The sequence below is a fragment of the Paraburkholderia sp. J11-2 genome (assembly GCF_905220185.1).
Classification (GTDB): Bacteria; Pseudomonadota; Gammaproteobacteria; order Burkholderiales; family Burkholderiaceae; genus Paraburkholderia.
The window spans coordinates 1-15,234 of sequence record NZ_CAJMYY010000029.1; the positions used below are offsets into that span (position 1 = coordinate 1).

Sequence of the window (15,234 nt, forward strand, 5' to 3'; positions counted from 1 at the left end):
GAAAGGGAAAGCATGGTGGGGCGACTGGAAGAATAAGTGCTCGGATGACTGAAAGCTGAGGGATGGCAGTCAATGACCGAAACTGGCCCTCGGTGCCCGCATTCTACGGCCTGCAAGGGGAGATGCCTATTTCGACCGAGTGGCGGGCGCGAAACCATCGGCCTGGATTCCTCCCTGTGAAATCGGTTCTGCTTAGGCAGATGCGCGCATTAGCCCCATGCTTAAGCATTTGATTTCAAGGAATTTCTTGATGCTCAACAAGTCATTTCAAAATATTTCACGAACCACCCTAAATAATTCGGGAACCAAGCCGTTAAAGTACGCACGAGAACTCCGCCCAGAGCATTTGCGGGCCGAGGAAAAATAAACATACGCCGTTCGGGGTTGAGAGCCCGCACGCCGCGGCCGTGGACACCGTCAACCCGTTATGCCCGATTTATCGTGGACCATGCCCGTAGCGCGTTGGTCCTTCTGGTCTTCCGCAGCGGAAAGTTTGCCTGAGGTTGCGTTCGTCGATCCGATGATGCGCCGCCGCCTGAGCGCGCTTTCGCGGATGGCGCTGAAGGTGGCGGGCGACTGCGTCGATGCGCAAACCCGGGCACGCGTGGTCTTCGCATCGCGGCACGGCGAGTTGCGCCGCACGACGGACATTCTGCGCGACATCGAGGCAAAGAAGCCCGTTTCGCCTAACGCGTTCAGCCTTTCCGTGCTCAACGCGATGACGGGGCTGTTCGGCATCGTGCGGGGCGACCGCTCGCCGGCTACGGCGCTCTCCGCAGGCGCGCAAACGCTGGGCTACGCGCTGCTCGAAGGCCATGCGCTTTATTCGGAAGACCCCGGCAGCCCGGTGCTGGTCGTCTACGCCGACGAACCCGCCGACGCGCGCTACGGCGCAATCGAGCAGGAAGTGCAGCGCGGCGCGTTCGCATTGCTGCTCGACGCGAGCGCAGCGCCGCAAGGCCGGCTCGCATGCTCCATCACAGAAAACAAGCCGGACACGGCCGCACAGGCACAGGCACGCGAATTCGCCACGCAAAGCGAAGCGTTGCATCACTGTCTGAGCGAGGGTGGGCGCGCCGCGTGGCAGGGCAGTGGCGGCACCTGGCAATGGAGCTGGCATGTCGGCTCGGCTTGATTACGGCTGGCGGCTCTTCGCCACCGGCTTCGCCTTCGCGTTGTTCGGCGCATGCGGGCTGCTCTTCTCGGTGATCGTGTTTCCGCTCGCGTGGGTCTGGCCGCATCGTGCTTCGCGGCAGCGCGCGATCACCACCGTCATCCACTGGTTTTTCCGCGCGCTCGTGGCCGCTTTGCAGCGCGCGGGCGTCATGACGCTCGACGTGGCCGGCGCGAACGCGCTGCGTTCGGGCGCGCCCGCCATCGTCGTGGCGAACCATCCCACCTATCTCGACGTGGTGGTGCTGCTCGCGCTCACGCCTTCCGCCTGTTGCGTCGTGAAGAACGCGCACTGGCGCAACCCGTGCTTCTGGGGCATCGTGCGTGCGGCCGAATACGTGAGCAACGCCGATCCCGCAGGCTTCGTGCAGGACTGCGCGCGCCAGCTCGCGAACGGCTACAGCATGATCATTTTTCCCGAAGGCTCGCGCAGCCCGGCGCCAAATCGGCTGCATGCGTTCTCGCGCGGCTTCGCGCATACGGCGCTGGAGGCCGGCGCGCCGGTGCTGCCCGTGCTCATGCACTGCGACCCGCCCGCCTTTACCAAGCAGATGCACTGGTACCACGTTCCGCAGCGACCTTTCCGCATGACCGTGAACGTGCTGGCGCCCATCGGCGTCCAGCGGCTCGCGCCGCGCGACATGCCCTCCGCACTCGCCGCGCGCAACGTCACGCGCACTATCGAGGCGCAAATCACACAGCACCTGTTTGACTATGGATACTTTAAAACTGGAAATTAAGCGGCTCCTGATCGAGGCGCTCGATCTCGAGCATCTCACGCCCGCCGATATCGACGACGACGCGCCGCTGTTCGACACCGATGGCGTGGGACTCGACTCGATCGACGCGCTGGAGATCGGCATCGTGCTGCGCCAGCACTATCAACTGACCATCAACGCCGACGACGAAAACGTGCGCGGCTACTTTCGGTCGATCAACACGCTTGCGGCGCTCGTCGCGGGCCACACAAACGAAAACGAGGCGCTGGAAGCCACTGCAGGGAAAGGGGATTGAACCATGAGCGAAGCTGAAATTCTCGACCGTATCCGCGAGATCTTTCACGAGAACTTCGATATTGATCCGGCACGCGTCACGCCGGAGGCGCATCTGTTCGAGGAACTGGATCTGGACAGCATCGACGCGGTCGATCTGGCGATCAAACTGCAGGAAATGACGGGCCGCCGCATCAAACCGGAAGAGTTCAAGCAGGTGCGCACGGTGGGCGACGTGATCGCCGCGGTCGAGTCGCTGCTCGTGACCCAGGCTTGAGGCCATACGTGACGGTGCTTCGCGGGCACGGCTCGGCTGAGCCTGCCGGTGCAGGTGAAAGCGGCACGGCAGACGACGGCGCACGCGGCCGGGCACGCGGCAAGTGGCGGCTGATTGCCAGTCTCGCCTACCCGGTCGTGATTCTTTGCGCGTGGCGCTGGGATTCGCCGCGCTTCGTGGGCTTGTTGCTGCTCGTGCTGCTCTGGATGCAGCGCGTCGCCGGCACGGGCGCACTCGCCGCGACCCTGCGCAAGCTCACGCCGGTGGACTGGGCCGTGGCCGTCATGCTCAATGCCGCCTCGGTGACCATCGTCTTCACCAATAGCGAACGCCTCATGCGCCTGTATCCCTCGCTCGTGAATCTCGGTCTGCTCGTCGCATTCGGCGCGACCCTCGTCAAAGGGCCGTCGATGATCGAGAAATTCGCACGTCTGACTTATGCCGATCCGCCCGCACACATCGTGCGTTATACGCGCCGCGTCACGCAGATCTGGTGTGGTTTCTTCGCAGTGAACAGCGTGTTTTCCGCTTGGACGGCGCTCGCCTTGCCAGCCCGTGCCTGGTCGCTCTACAACGGCGCGATTGCCTATGGGATCATCGGCGCGCTGCTTGCTGGCGAGTTTGCGTGGCGCAAGTGGATCATGCTCCCGCGCGCTGCGCGACGGGAGGCGGCGTGATCGCATTGCACGAGCTTCTCGTGGCGCGTTACCGCGAGCCGCGGGGCGCGGTTTGCATCGATGGCGCAAACGTGACGGACTTCGCGACGTTCCGCGCACATGCGCTTGACATCGCCGCACGCATGCGCGCGCGGCCGGGCCAGCGCGTTGTGCTATGGAGCGACGACCCGTATGAGTTCGCCTGCGCTTTGTTCGGACTGCTTGCGGCTGGCAAGGTGCCGGTGATTCCCGCAAACGCGACGGCGGGCTATCTCGCTGAACTGAGCGATGCGTACGACGCGGTGCTCGACGAAAACGAGCTCGCCGCTTGGTGTGCCGAGATCCCTGCGGTTCAACCTGCGAAAGCCGACGTGTCGATCGACGCGAACGCCTTGCTCACGCTCTTCACCTCCGGCAGCAGCGGCACGCCGAAGCCCGTCCACAAGACACTGGCGCAGTTCGACGCGGAGGTGCATACGCTGGAAGCCGCCTGGGGCGCGCTTCTGGGCAAAGCGGCGGTGCTCGCGAGCGTGCCGCATCACCACATCTACGGCTTGCTGTTCCGCGTGTTCTGGCCGCTTGCGGCAGGAAGGCCGTTTGCCCGCGCGACCTGCGCCGATCCCGCGCAACTACAGGCGCGCATTACTGAGTGTTCGGCGCAGTGCGGCGCGACGGTCGTCGTCTCGACGCCTGCGCAACTCTCGCGCTGGCCCGATCTGCCGGGGTTTGCCGCGCTCAGTCCGCAGCCGCGCGCGTTCTTCTCGTCGGGCGGCCCGCTGCCGCTCGACACCGCAAAGCAATACGCCGCCACGTTTGGCGCTGCGCCGCTGGAGATCTACGGCAGCACGGAAACGGGCGGCGTCGCCTGGCGCAGGCAAAACGAAGCACAAGCGTGGACGCCCATGCCGGGCATCGCCGTGCGCGCGGGTGCTGTGGAAGAGGGCGGCGCGCTCGAAGTACGCTCGCCGCACCTGGGTCACGACGACTGGCATCGCACCGACGACAAAGCCGCGTTCGACGAGCACGGCCGCTTCGTGCTGCAAGGGCGTCTGGACCGCGTGGTCAAGCTCGCCGGCAAGCGTGTGTCGCTCAGCGAGATGGAGAGCAAACTGCTGCTGCATCCCGGCGTTGCCGAAGTGAGAACCGTGCTGCTCGAAGGCGGCTCGCGCGAGCGCATCGGCGCGCTCGTTGTGCTCTCCACAGAGGGCCGCGAAACGCTGCGCCGCGACGGCCGCGTGCTGCTCCTCAAAGCGTTGCGCCGCCATCTCGCAGCGTGGTTCGACACGGTCGTGCTGCCGCGCCACTGGCGCATTCAGCGCGCGCTGCCCGTCGACTCGCGCGGCAAGATTCAGGCGCGAGCGGTCGCTCACGCGTTCGCGGCAAGCGTTGAAGGATTCGAATTGCTCGCTCAGTGGGACGACGCAGAAGCGCGCGTATTCGAGTTGCGCGTGCCGCACACGCTTGTCCATTTCGCGGGCCACTTTCCAGGCTTGCCGATTCTGCCGGGCGTCGTGCAGGTCGACTGGGCGATGCGCTTCGCGCGCGAGTGGGTGCCCGGCGTGCGCGCGCTCGCCTCGGTCGATCAACTGAAATTCACCATGCCGGTGCCGCCGGGCGCGCTGCTCAAGCTCGTGCTCAGGCACGATGCGGTGCGCCGCCGCGTGGCGTTCGCGTGGCGCGTTGGCGAGCGCGACTGCGCGTCCGGCGCCTTCGTGTACCGGGAGCCCGCATGAGCCTCGCGGCCTGTATCGTCATTCCGATCTACAACCACAAGGACGCGATTGGCGGCACCGTGGCGAACCTGATCGTTCACGGCCTGCCGCTCATCGTCGTGGACGACGGCAGCGACGAAGCCACCCAGCAGGTGCTGGCGGACCTCGCGCGCCGCTACGCCGGCAAGCTCACGCTGCGGCGCCTGCCCGTGAACGGCGGCAAGGGCGCGGCAGTGATGGCGGGGCTGCGCGCCGCGCGCGACGCGGGCTATACGCACGCGCTGCAGATCGACGCCGACGGCCAGCACGACGCCGCTGACGTGCCGCGCTTTCTCGCCGCCGCACAGGCGAACCCGCGCGCGGTCGTGATCGGCCAGCCGGTGTACGACGAGAGCGTGCCGAAATCGCGCCTCTACGGGCGCTATCTGACCCACGTGTGGGTCTGGATCGAGACGCTCTCGTTCACGATCCGCGATTCGATGTGCGGCTTTCGCCTCTATCCGCTCGACCTCGCTTGCGCGCTGATCGACAGCGTGAAGCTGCCCGAGCGCATGGACTTCGACATCGAGATCCTCGTGCGTTTGCACTGGCGGCGCGTGGCGTTCGTCTCCATTCCGACCGCCGTCACCTACGCGGCCGATGGCGTGTCGCATTTCGACGTGCTGTGGGACAACGTGCGCATCAGCCGCAGCCATACGCGGCTCGTCGCGGGCATGTTCGCGCGCCTGCCGCTCCTGCTCGCGCACAAGGTTTTGCCGAAGCGCGCGCAAGCGGGCGAGGGCAACGAAGCATGGTGGCGCAGGGCCGAACGCGGCAGCCGGCTCGGCATGGCCTTGCTCGCCTGGAGCTGCGGTGTGTTCGGGCAGCGTTTCACTACCCTCTGGCTGCACCCCATCGTCGCTTACTTTCTGCTCACGGGCCGGCCCGCGCGTGAAGCCTCGCGGCGCTATTTCGACCGGCTGCGCCAGTGCTCGCCGGAACGCGAGACGCCGCGCCCCGGCTGGCTCACGGCCTACCGCCATATGCTCTCGTTCGCGCAGTCGGGCTTCGACAAACTGGCCGCGTGGACGGGCCGCGTCGATCAGACCGATGTGGAGATCGACGACCCGCGCGCGCTCGACGCGCTGCTGGCAAGCGGCCGCGGCGCGCTCGTGATCGGCTCGCACCACGGCAACCTCGAAATGGCGCGGGCGCTGGCCGTGCGAGGCGCGCAAACGAAGGTGACGGCCATCGTCTACACGGAGCACGCGAAACGCTTCAACAGCGTGCTGGCTTCTGCGCATCACGACTTCGCGCAGCATCTCGTGCCCGTGAGCGACTTCGGCCCGCAAACCGCGCTGATGATGCAAGAGCGCATCGAGCGCGGCGAGTTGCTCGTCATCGTCGGCGACCGCACGCCTGCGCGCGAAACCGGCCGTACCACCGAGGCGCAGTTCCTCGGCGAGACCGCCGCGTTTGCCCAGGGGCCCTATGTGCTGGCGCACGCGCTCGCTTGCCCGGTCTATCTACTGTTCTGCCTGAAAGAGCGCGCGGGTTACCGGCTCTACTTCGAGCCGTTTGCGGAACGCATCGATCTGCCGCGGCGTGGCCGCGCCGAGCATATTGCGGCATGGGCGCAGCGCTTTGCCTCGCGCCTCGAACACTATTGCCGCAAGGCGCCTTACCAATGGTTCAACTTCTACGATTTCTGGGCGCGCCCCAGTGGGGGAGCAAATGGCCGAGATTGACCTGAAGGATGCCGAAGTGAAGCCGGACGCCGTGGTATTCGGCGGCCGCCATCTGACGATCGAGGACGTCGTGGCGGTCGCGCGCGGCGGCGCGGCCGTGCGCCTGAACGACGACCCCGCCTGGCGCGAGCGCATCGCGCGGGGGGCGGAGTTTCTGCGCCGGCATCTCGAAGCCGGCGCGACCGTGTACGGCGTGAATACGGGCTACGGCGACGCCTGCGTGGTCGACGTGCCGATGGCGCTCGTCGAGGCGCTGCCGTTGCAGCTCACGCGCTATCACGGCTGCGGCATGGGCGAGCATCTGGACGATCCCTCGGCGCTCGCCGTGATCGCCGCGCGCCTGAACTCGCTGGCCTTCGGGCTCTCGGGCGTGCGCCCGGTGCTGCTCGAACGTCTCGCCGATCTCATCAATCATCGCGTACTGCCGCGTATTCCCGCCGAAGGGTCGGTGGGCGCAAGCGGCGACCTCACGCCGCTTTCGTACGTCGCCGCGGCGCTGGTCGGCGAGCGCGATGTGCAGTTTCGCGGCGCGCCATGCGAGGCGCGCGACGCGTGGCTCGCGCTCGGCCGCGAACCGCTCACGCTCGGGCCGAAGGAAGGCCTCGCGTTGATGAACGGCACGGCGGTCATGACGGGCCTCGCCTGTCTCGCGTTCACGCGCGCGGCGCAGCTCGTGCGCTTGAGCGCGCGCCTCACCGCGCTCGCGACGGTGGCGCTGGACGGGCGCGCCGCTCATTTCGACGCGTTCATCTTCGAAGCCAAGCCGCATGCCGGGCAGGGCGAGGCGGCGGCGTGGATCCGCGCCGATCTGGCGGGCCGTCCCGATACGCCCGGCCACCGGCTGCAGGACCGCTATTCGATCCGCTGCGCGCCGCACGTGATCGGCGTGGCGAACGACGCGCTCACGTGGATGCGCCGTGACATCGAAAACGAACTGAACAGCGCCAACGACAACCCGTTGATCGATCCCGACGGCGAGCGCGTGCTGCACGGCGGCAACTTCTACGGCGGCCATATCGCGTTCGCCATGGACGGTCTCAAGACGGCCGTGGCGAATCTTGCCGACCTGATGGACCGGCAGCTCGCCTTGATCGTCGACGACAAGTTCAACAACGGCCTGCCGCGCAACCTCACGGGCGCGACGAGCGCGCGCGCGCCGATCAATCACGGTTTCAAGGCCGTGCAGATTTCGTCGTCGGCATGGACGGCGGAGGCGCTCAAGCACACGATGCCTGCGAGCGTGTTCTCGCGTTCGACAGAGGCGCACAACCAGGACAAGGTGAGCATGGGCACGATCGCCGCACGCGACTGTTTGCGTGTGCTGCAACTCACCGAGCAGGTCGCGGCCGCGCATGCGCTCGCCACCGTGCAGGCCGCGCGCCTGCGGTTGCGCGCCAATGCCGCGACGGTGATTCCCGAACCGCTTGCCGCGTTCATGGACGAAGTCGCCGCGACGTCGCCGTTCGTCGATGAAGACCGCGCACTCGAACACGAACTGCGCGCCATGACCGAACGGATCGCGGCCGGTGGCTTCCTCGCGCAAACAACGGAGGGCCGGCCATGAGCGAATCACGAAAGCCTGCGCCGGCGTTGAGCGCGAGCGCAAACGTGGAAGTGCCGTTCCATGACGTGGACGCGATGAACGTCTGCTGGCACGGCCACTACCTGAAGTATTTCGAATTCGGCCGCGCGGCGCTCCTGCGCAAGTTCGACTACGACTATCGCGAGATGCAGGCGTCGGGCTACGTGTGGCCCGTTGTCGAGGCGCATTTGAAATATGTGCGGCCCGCGGTGTATGGGCAGCAGCTCGAGGTGTGCGCACATCTGCTCGAATACGAAAACCGCCTGAAAATCGGCTACGAAATTTACGATCGCGACTCGCGCACGCGGCTCACGAAGGGCTACACGATCCAGGTCGCCGTGAATGCCGCCACCCAGGAGCTGCAGTTCGTTTCGCCGCCCATCATGCTCGACAAGCTGGAGCGTGCATGGGCGCGTTGAAACGATGCGCGGCCGCCGCCGCACTGATTGTGGTTCAGTCGATGGGCACTGCGGCGCAGGCCGTGACAGCCCCCTCGAACGCGAACGCGAACGCGAGCACGAGCGACGCGGCACTCGTTTCGCAAATCGCGTCCCGTCTCGCGCGCGCAAACGGCGTGCGTTCGCATTTCACGCAAACGCAGACGCTTGCCGCGATGAAAGCGCCGCTAGTGAGCACGGGCTCGCTGCTGTTCTATCGTGAGCGCGGCGTGATCTGGCAGGTCGAAACGCCATACAAGAAAACGTGGATCATGCGCGAGGGCGGCGTCACCGTGATCGATGCGGCCGGTCAGCGCACCGCGAACGGCGGCGCGCAAGGTGCGCGCGGCGCGGCGGAGATCGCGAAGATGATGCGGGCCATGCTTGGCGGCGACCTGAGCGGGCTGTACTCGCAATTCGACGTGGAGGCGCGCGGCACGCCTGCCCAATGGCAGATGCGCCTCGTGCCGCGTCAGCCGCAGATCGCGCAGGCGCTGCGCGGCATCGAGATGGAAGGTGGCGACTTTCTGCGCAGCTTGCGCATCACCTTCGCCAACGGCGACGTCACGCAGTACGAATTCAGCGGCAGCGCGCAGGTGTCCGGGCTCGCGCCCGCCGATGAAAAGCTTTTCGGAACGCCGCAGTGAGTGCTTCCGAGCTTCGCACCGGAACGCCCTGGTGGCGGCAGTGGACGCTGCGTGCCGCGTGGGTGCTGCTCGCGCTCGCGGCGACGTTGTATTGCGCCTGGCGCTTTACGGGTCCGACGCCCTTGCAGACGAACCTGCTGGCGCTCTTGCCCGCGACCGAGGCCGACCCTGTTGCCGAAGAGGCCGTGGACCAGCTTGCGGGCGCGCTCGGCAATCGCGCCGTGCTGCTCGTGTCGAGCCAGAACGCGGCACACGCGAAAGCGGCGGCGGGGCAACTGGGCGCGGTACTGAGCGCGAGTCATGCGTTTGCTTCGGTGACGGCGCAAGTCCCGCCGTTCGATCTCGGCCGCATTGCGCGTTTTTACCTGCCGTACCGCTTCGGGCTGCTCACGGCGGAAGACCGCGCGACGGCTGGCGGGAGCGCCGAGACGCTGCGCGGCGCGCTCGCCGAACGCCTCTATGGCCTGCCGAACGCGGGTCTCGCCACGCCACTCGCCGACGATCCCTTCGGCTGGCTTCAGCATTGGCTCGCGGGGCTGCCGCTGGCGGCATCGAATCTCACCATCGAGGACGGCTTTCTCGTGGCGCACCGCGCTAACACCACGAGCGTGCTCGTGATCGGCACGCTGCCGGGTTCCGCCTACGAATCCGAGGTTCAGCGCGGCGTGCTGCTTGCCGTCGCTCACGGCGAAGCGGCGCTCAAGGCTGCGTGGCCCGATGGCTCTATCGCGCGCACGGGCGCCGTGTTCTATGCCGAGTCGGCGCGGCGCGCCTCGGAGCGCGACGTACACGTAATCGGCGTCGTTTCGGCGGTCGGCATCGCGCTGCTCATGCTGTGGATCTTCCGCTCGCCGCGGCTCATCCTGCTCGGTTTCGTTTCCACCGCGCTCGGCATCGTGTGCGCGCTGGCCGCCACGATGCTCGTCTTCGGCAAGCTGCATCTGCTCACGCTCGTGTTCGGGGCGAGCCTGATCGGCGAAGCGGTCGATTACTCCATTCAGTACTTCGTCGTCTACCTGGGCGCGCGGCACGGCTGGGATTCGCGGCGCGGCGCGCGCGAAGTGCTGCCCGCGCTCACGGTGGCGCTCAGCACGAGCCTGCTTGGCTACGCCATTCTCACGTTCGCGCCGTTTCCGGCGCTCAGACAGATTGCATGCTTTGCCATCGTCGGCATCTTTACCGCGTTCGCCTCCGTCATCTGGCTGCTGCCGAGTCTCATGACCGAGCCCGCGCGCCGCAGTCCCCAGACGCTCTTCGCGGTCGCCGCGGCGTCGCTTGCGAAATGGCAGGCGCTGATCGGCGGCCGGCGTGCGTGGGGCGTCGCGCTCGTGCTCGTGATTGCCGCCGTGCCGGGCTGGCTGCAACTGCGCAGCGACGACGACATTCATTTGCTGATCCAGCGGGACCCGGCGCTGGTCGCGCAAGAGCGTGTGGTGTCGAGCGCAGTAGGAGCCGACAACAGCGCCCAGTTCTTCGTCGTGCGCGGCGCGTCGCCTGAGGCCGTGCTTCAGCGCACCGAGACGCTGTGCAAGCGGCTCGGCGCGCTGACGGGCACGTCCGCGCTGAGCGGCTGGCAATCGGTGACGTCGTTCGTGCCGTCCGAAGCGCGGCAGCGGGCCGATCGCACGCTGCTCGGCGCGCACGTGTTCGCCGATCCCGCCGCCTTGCGCGCGCTGCTCGGCGCAGCGGGCTTTCGTGACGAGGTGGCGCAAACGTGGCTCGATGCGTGGGCGCACTCGGGCACTGCCGTGCTGCGCGTGGACGCCTGGCTCGCCGAACCGTGGTCACAGCCGTTCCGCCATCTGTGGCTCGGCCGCTCGGTGAGCACGCCCGGCGCATTCGCGGCGATCGTGATTCCGCAGGGCGTGTCGGCTGCGAACGAGCCCGCGCTTCTCGACGTTGCGTACGCGTCGCCCGGCGTGAGCTTCGTCGACAAAGCGGCGAGCGTGTCGCGCCTTTTTGGCGTGTACCGGCAGGACGGTGCGATCTGGCTCGCGGGTGCGCTGACGCTCGTGCTCGCGCTGCTGATGTTCCGCTACGGCTGGCGTGGCGCCATCGCGGTCACGCTGCCGGTGTGGCTCGCCATCGGCGTGACGCTCGCGGCGTTCGGTTACGCACACATTCGCATCAATCTCTTCAACATGCTGGCGCTGATGCTCGTGCTCGGCGTGGGCGCGAACTACGCCGTCTTTCTGCGCGAAGGCGCGATGCGCGCTTCCACCGATCGCGGCGCGGTGTGGACCGGTGTGCTGCTTTCGGCCGCGACCACGCTGCTCTCGTTCGGCATGCTCGCCATGAGTTCCATGCCCGCGCTCAAGAGCTTTGGCGCCACGCTGTCGCTCGGCATCATGGTGTCCGTGATGCTCGCGCCTATCGGCATGCCCTCGGGCACGCACACTACACCACGGAGAAAGGCCTGATGGCGCTCCCTGTCTATTTGCACGCGCTCGGCATGGTCAACGCACTCGGCGACGATGTGGCGTCGATCGTCGGCGCACTCGCGCGCGGCGAGGCGCCCGGCATGGGGCCGATTACGACACGCACCGGCACCGCCTTTGCGGGCAGCGTGAAGGCACCGCTCGACGTTGCACCGCCCGCATCGCTCGCGCACTACGACTGCCGCAACAACCGGCTTTTGCTCGCCGCGCTGGCGCAAATCCGTCCGGCCATCGAGGCGGCGCGCGAACGTTTTGGCGCGGGGCGTATCGGCGTCGTGCTGGGCACGAGCACGTCGGGCATCAGTGCGGCGGAAATATCGTTCACGCAGCCAGACGCGGCTTCGACCTTCGATTACCGCCAGATGGAAATCGGGACCGCCGCGCCGTTCGCCGCTGCGGCGCTCGATCTGCGCGGGCCGGCCTACACGATCTCCACGGCATGCACGTCGAGCGCCAAGGCCTTCGTCGCCGCGCGCCGCCTGTTGCGCGCGCAACTGTGTGATGCGGTCGTCGTAGGCGGCGTCGATTCGCTCTGCGAACTCACGCTGCAAGGTTTCGCCTCGCTCGAATCGACGAGCCCCGTGCGGACCAATCCGATGAGCGCGCAGCGCCGCGGCATCAACATCGGCGAGGGCGCGGCGGTGTTCCTCATGAGCCGCGAGGAAGGGCCGGTAGTGCTCGCGGGCGCGGGCGAGTCGAGCGACGCCCACCATATCTCGGCACCCGATCCGCAAGGCGCGGGCGGCGAACTCGCATTGCGCGCGGCGCTCGCCGACGCGGGCATAAGCGCGGCCCAGATCGGCTACGTCAACCTGCACGCAACGGCCACGATCAAGAACGATCAGATGGAAGCGCATCTCATGGCGCGCGTGTTTCCCGACGGCGTGGCCGCGAGCGGCACGAAGCCGCTCACGGGCCATACGCTCGGCGCGGCAGGCGCAACCGAACTGGGTCTCGCGTGGCTCACGCTCGCCCGCGACGACGTTGCGCTACCGCACCACATGTGGGACGGAGCAGCCGACCCGGCGCTGCCCGCGCTCGACCTCATTCAGAACGTGCGCCACTTGCCACGCAGCGGCGCGCGCCAATACGCGATGAGCAATTCATTCGCGTTTGGCGGCAGCAACGCCTCACTCATACTCGGACGGTGATCGAGACCATGAATCCTGCTCTTTCATCAACGATGGACGCGTTCCCGCCGATCGAAACCATCATCCCGCACCGCGGCACGATGCTGCTGCTCGACTCGGTCGCGGCATGCAGCGACGAGTCGCTCACGGCGCTTGCGAGCGTGCGCACCGACGCGTGGTACGCCGACGCGCAGGGCGCGATGCCCGCGTGGATCGGCATCGAACTGATGGCGCAGTCCATTGCGGCCCACGTAGGCCTGCTGTCGATGCGCGAAGGCAAGACCGCGCGCCCGGGCGTGCTGCTCGGAACGCGGCGCTATGAGGCGGCGCAGACGGCATTCGCGAGCGGTGCGCCGCTCAGTGTCACGGTCAGCGAACTGCTGCGCAGCGAAGAGGGCCACGGCGCGTACGGCTGCACGATCAAGCAGGATAACGAACTATTAGCGGAAGCCACCGTGAAGGTGTACCAGCCGCGCGATTTTCAGACATTCATCGAGGAGAATTCCAGATCATGAGCCGGCGTGTTCTCGTTACCGGCGCGAGCCGCGGCATTGGTCGCGCGATCGCCTACCATCTCGCCGCGGACGGCTTTGCCGTCACCGTGCATTGCCGTACGGGCCGCAACGAAGCCGATGCCGTCACGGCCGGCATCGTCGCGCAGGGCGGCACCGCCAGCGTGCTGCAATTCGACGTGCGCGACCGGGCCGCGTGCCGCACGGCGCTCGAAGAGGACGTCGCGGCGCACGGCGCGTACTACGGCATCGTCTGCTGCGCGGGCGTCACGCGCGACGCCGCGTTCCCCGCGTTGACCGACGAAGACTGGGACATCGTGATCGAAACCGGCCTCGACGCGTTCTACAACGTCGTACACCCGCTCGTCATGCCGATGGTGCGGGCGCGCAAGGGCGGCCGCGTTGTGACGGTGGCCTCGGTGTCGGGGGTCACGGGCAATCGCGGCCAGGTGAACTACAGCGCGGCCAAGGCCGGACTGATCGGCGCGACGAAGGCGCTCGCGGTGGAACTGGCCACGCGCAACATCACGGTCAATAGCGTGGCGCCCGGGCTCGTCGATACCGGCATGCTCGACGACGTACCGCTCGATCACGCACTCAAGGCGGTGCCGATGAACCGCGTGGGACAACCGGCCGAAGTTGCGGCCGTGGTCGGCTTCCTGATGTCCGACGCGGCGTCTTATGTCACGCGCCAGGTCATTGGCGTGAACGGCGGGATGGTCTGATGAAACGCGTCGTCATTACCGGCATGGGCGGCGTGACCGCGCTCGGCGAGCAGTGGGATCAGGTCGAAGCCGCACTCAAAGGCGGCGTCAACGCCGTCAAGCGCGTGCACGACTGGGACTATATCGAGTCGCTGCATACGCGCCTTGCGTGCCCGCTGCCGGCGTTCAATACACCTGACTATTATCCGCGCAAGAAGACGCGCTCGATGGGGCCGGTCTCGCTCTACGCGGTGCGCGCGAGTGAACACGCGCTGGCAGACGCGAGCCTGCTCGACGACCCGTCGATCAAGGACGGCCGCATGGGCGTGGCGTACGGTTCATCGGCCGGTTCGGTGGAGCCGGTGCGCGCGTTTGGCAAGATGCTCGAAACGGGCTCGATGAGCGACGTGACGTCGAACAGCTACGTGCAGATGATGCCGCACACCACGGCCGTGAACGTAAGCCTCTTCTGGGACCTCAAGGGGCGCATTGTGCCGACCTCGTGCGCGTGCGCTTCGGGCAGCCAGGCCATTGGCTACGCGTACGAGATGATCGCGAACGGCAAGCAGACGCTGATGCTCGCGGGCGGCGCCGAGGAACTCTCGGGGCCGGGCGTAGCCGTGTTCGACATGCTCTACGCCACGAGCACGCGCAACGACGCGCCGCAACTCACGCCGCGTCCGTTCGACGCCGCGCGTGACGGCCTCGTGGTGGGCGAGGGCGCGGCTACGCTCGTGCTCGAGGAATACGAGCATGCCGTGGCGCGCGGCGCGCGCATTCATGCGGAAGTGGTGGGCTTCGGCTGCAATTCGGACGGCGCGCATATCACGCAGCCCACGGCGGCGACGATGGCGGTCGCCATGCGCCAGGCGCTGGCCGACGCCCAGTTGGCCCCCGAAGCGATCGCCTATGTGAATGCGCACGGCACCTCCACGGATCGCGGCGACGTGGCCGAGAGCCAGGCCACGGCGGAAACCTTCGGCGCGCGCATGCCGATCAGCTCGCTCAAGAGCTATATCGGCCATACGCTCGGCGCGTGTGGCGCGATCGAGGCGTGGTGGACGATTGAGATGATGAAACGCAACTGGTATGCGCCCACGCTCAACCTGACCGAGGTCGATCCGGCCTGCGCACCGCTCGACTACATCATGGGCGAACCGCGCACCCTGGACGCCGAGTACGTGATGAGCAATAACTTCGCGTTTGGCGGCGTGAACACGTCGCTGATCTTCCGGCGCGCGCGTTGA

At 67.1% G+C, this 15,234-nt stretch carries 15 protein-coding genes; all 15 read left to right on the top strand.

The genetic code is table 11. The features are described 5' to 3' along the window. Positions 1-427: 427 nt before the first annotated feature. Genes U5A57_RS32225 through U5A57_RS32295 form a run of 15 tightly spaced genes read left to right on the top strand, consistent with a single transcriptional unit; the run spans position 428 to position 15,234 of the window. Positions 428-1,135 (top strand): beta-ketoacyl synthase chain length factor, encoded by a 708-nt coding sequence (locus U5A57_RS32225; RefSeq protein ID WP_321915733.1) that lies wholly within the window; start codon positions 428-430, stop codon positions 1,133-1,135. Then, positions 1,119-1,913 (top strand): lysophospholipid acyltransferase family protein, encoded by a 795-nt coding sequence (locus tag U5A57_RS32230; RefSeq protein WP_321915734.1) that lies wholly within the window; start codon positions 1,119-1,121, stop codon positions 1,911-1,913. Before U5A57_RS32225 ends, U5A57_RS32230 begins: the two co-directional genes overlap by 17 nt. Next, positions 1,888-2,187, top strand: coding sequence for a phosphopantetheine-binding protein (locus U5A57_RS32235; RefSeq protein ID WP_321915735.1), 300 nt, complete (start codon positions 1,888-1,890; stop codon positions 2,185-2,187). Before U5A57_RS32230 ends, U5A57_RS32235 begins: the two co-directional genes overlap by 26 nt. Positions 2,188-2,190: 3 nt before the next feature. Next, complete coding sequence (locus U5A57_RS32240) at positions 2,191-2,442, top strand: acyl carrier protein (RefSeq protein WP_158759959.1); 252 nt, start codon at positions 2,191-2,193, stop codon at positions 2,440-2,442. Positions 2,443-2,456: 14 nt separating this feature from the next. Continuing rightward, positions 2,457-3,119: a hypothetical protein gene (locus tag U5A57_RS32245; protein ID WP_321915833.1), complete on the top strand. Its 663-nt coding sequence runs from the start codon at positions 2,457-2,459 to the stop codon at positions 3,117-3,119. After that, complete coding sequence (locus U5A57_RS32250) at positions 3,116-4,831, top strand: AMP-binding protein (protein WP_321915736.1); 1,716 nt, start codon at positions 3,116-3,118, stop codon at positions 4,829-4,831. The genes U5A57_RS32245 and U5A57_RS32250 overlap by 4 nt, the downstream gene beginning before the upstream one ends. Beyond that, on the top strand, positions 4,828-6,537 hold the full coding sequence (locus U5A57_RS32255; protein ID WP_321915737.1) for a glycosyltransferase family 2 protein: 1,710 nt from the start codon (positions 4,828-4,830) through the stop codon (positions 6,535-6,537). The genes U5A57_RS32250 and U5A57_RS32255 overlap by 4 nt, the downstream gene beginning before the upstream one ends. Next, positions 6,524-8,101 (top strand): aromatic amino acid ammonia-lyase, encoded by a 1,578-nt coding sequence (locus U5A57_RS32260; RefSeq protein ID WP_321915738.1) that lies wholly within the window; start codon positions 6,524-6,526, stop codon positions 8,099-8,101. Before U5A57_RS32255 ends, U5A57_RS32260 begins: the two co-directional genes overlap by 14 nt. Further along, positions 8,098-8,538: a thioesterase family protein gene (locus U5A57_RS32265; protein ID WP_321915739.1), complete on the top strand. Its 441-nt coding sequence runs from the start codon at positions 8,098-8,100 to the stop codon at positions 8,536-8,538. Before U5A57_RS32260 ends, U5A57_RS32265 begins: the two co-directional genes overlap by 4 nt. Beyond that, positions 8,526-9,203 carry an outer membrane lipoprotein carrier protein LolA gene (locus tag U5A57_RS32270; protein ID WP_415774685.1) on the top strand — a complete coding sequence of 226 codons (678 nt, stop codon included), beginning with the start codon at positions 8,526-8,528 and terminating at the stop codon, positions 9,201-9,203. Before U5A57_RS32265 ends, U5A57_RS32270 begins: the two co-directional genes overlap by 13 nt. Then, a complete protein-coding gene (locus tag U5A57_RS32275) occupies positions 9,200-11,623 on the top strand; it encodes an MMPL family transporter (protein WP_321915740.1) in 2,424 nt (807 codons plus the stop codon). Before U5A57_RS32270 ends, U5A57_RS32275 begins: the two co-directional genes overlap by 4 nt. Beyond that, complete coding sequence (locus U5A57_RS32280) at positions 11,620-12,792, top strand: beta-ketoacyl-[acyl-carrier-protein] synthase family protein (protein WP_321915835.1); 1,173 nt, start codon at positions 11,620-11,622, stop codon at positions 12,790-12,792. The genes U5A57_RS32275 and U5A57_RS32280 overlap by 4 nt, the downstream gene beginning before the upstream one ends. A gap of 8 nt (positions 12,793-12,800) precedes the next feature. Further along, a complete protein-coding gene (locus tag U5A57_RS32285; RefSeq protein WP_321915741.1) occupies positions 12,801-13,286 on the top strand; it encodes a hotdog family protein in 486 nt (161 codons plus the stop codon). Then, positions 13,283-14,008 carry a 3-ketoacyl-ACP reductase FabG2 gene (locus tag U5A57_RS32290; RefSeq protein WP_321915742.1) on the top strand — a complete coding sequence of 242 codons (726 nt, stop codon included), beginning with the start codon at positions 13,283-13,285 and terminating at the stop codon, positions 14,006-14,008. Before U5A57_RS32285 ends, U5A57_RS32290 begins: the two co-directional genes overlap by 4 nt. Further along, complete coding sequence (locus tag U5A57_RS32295) at positions 14,008-15,234, top strand: beta-ketoacyl-ACP synthase (protein WP_321915743.1); 1,227 nt, start codon at positions 14,008-14,010, stop codon at positions 15,232-15,234. Before U5A57_RS32290 ends, U5A57_RS32295 begins: the two co-directional genes overlap by 1 nt.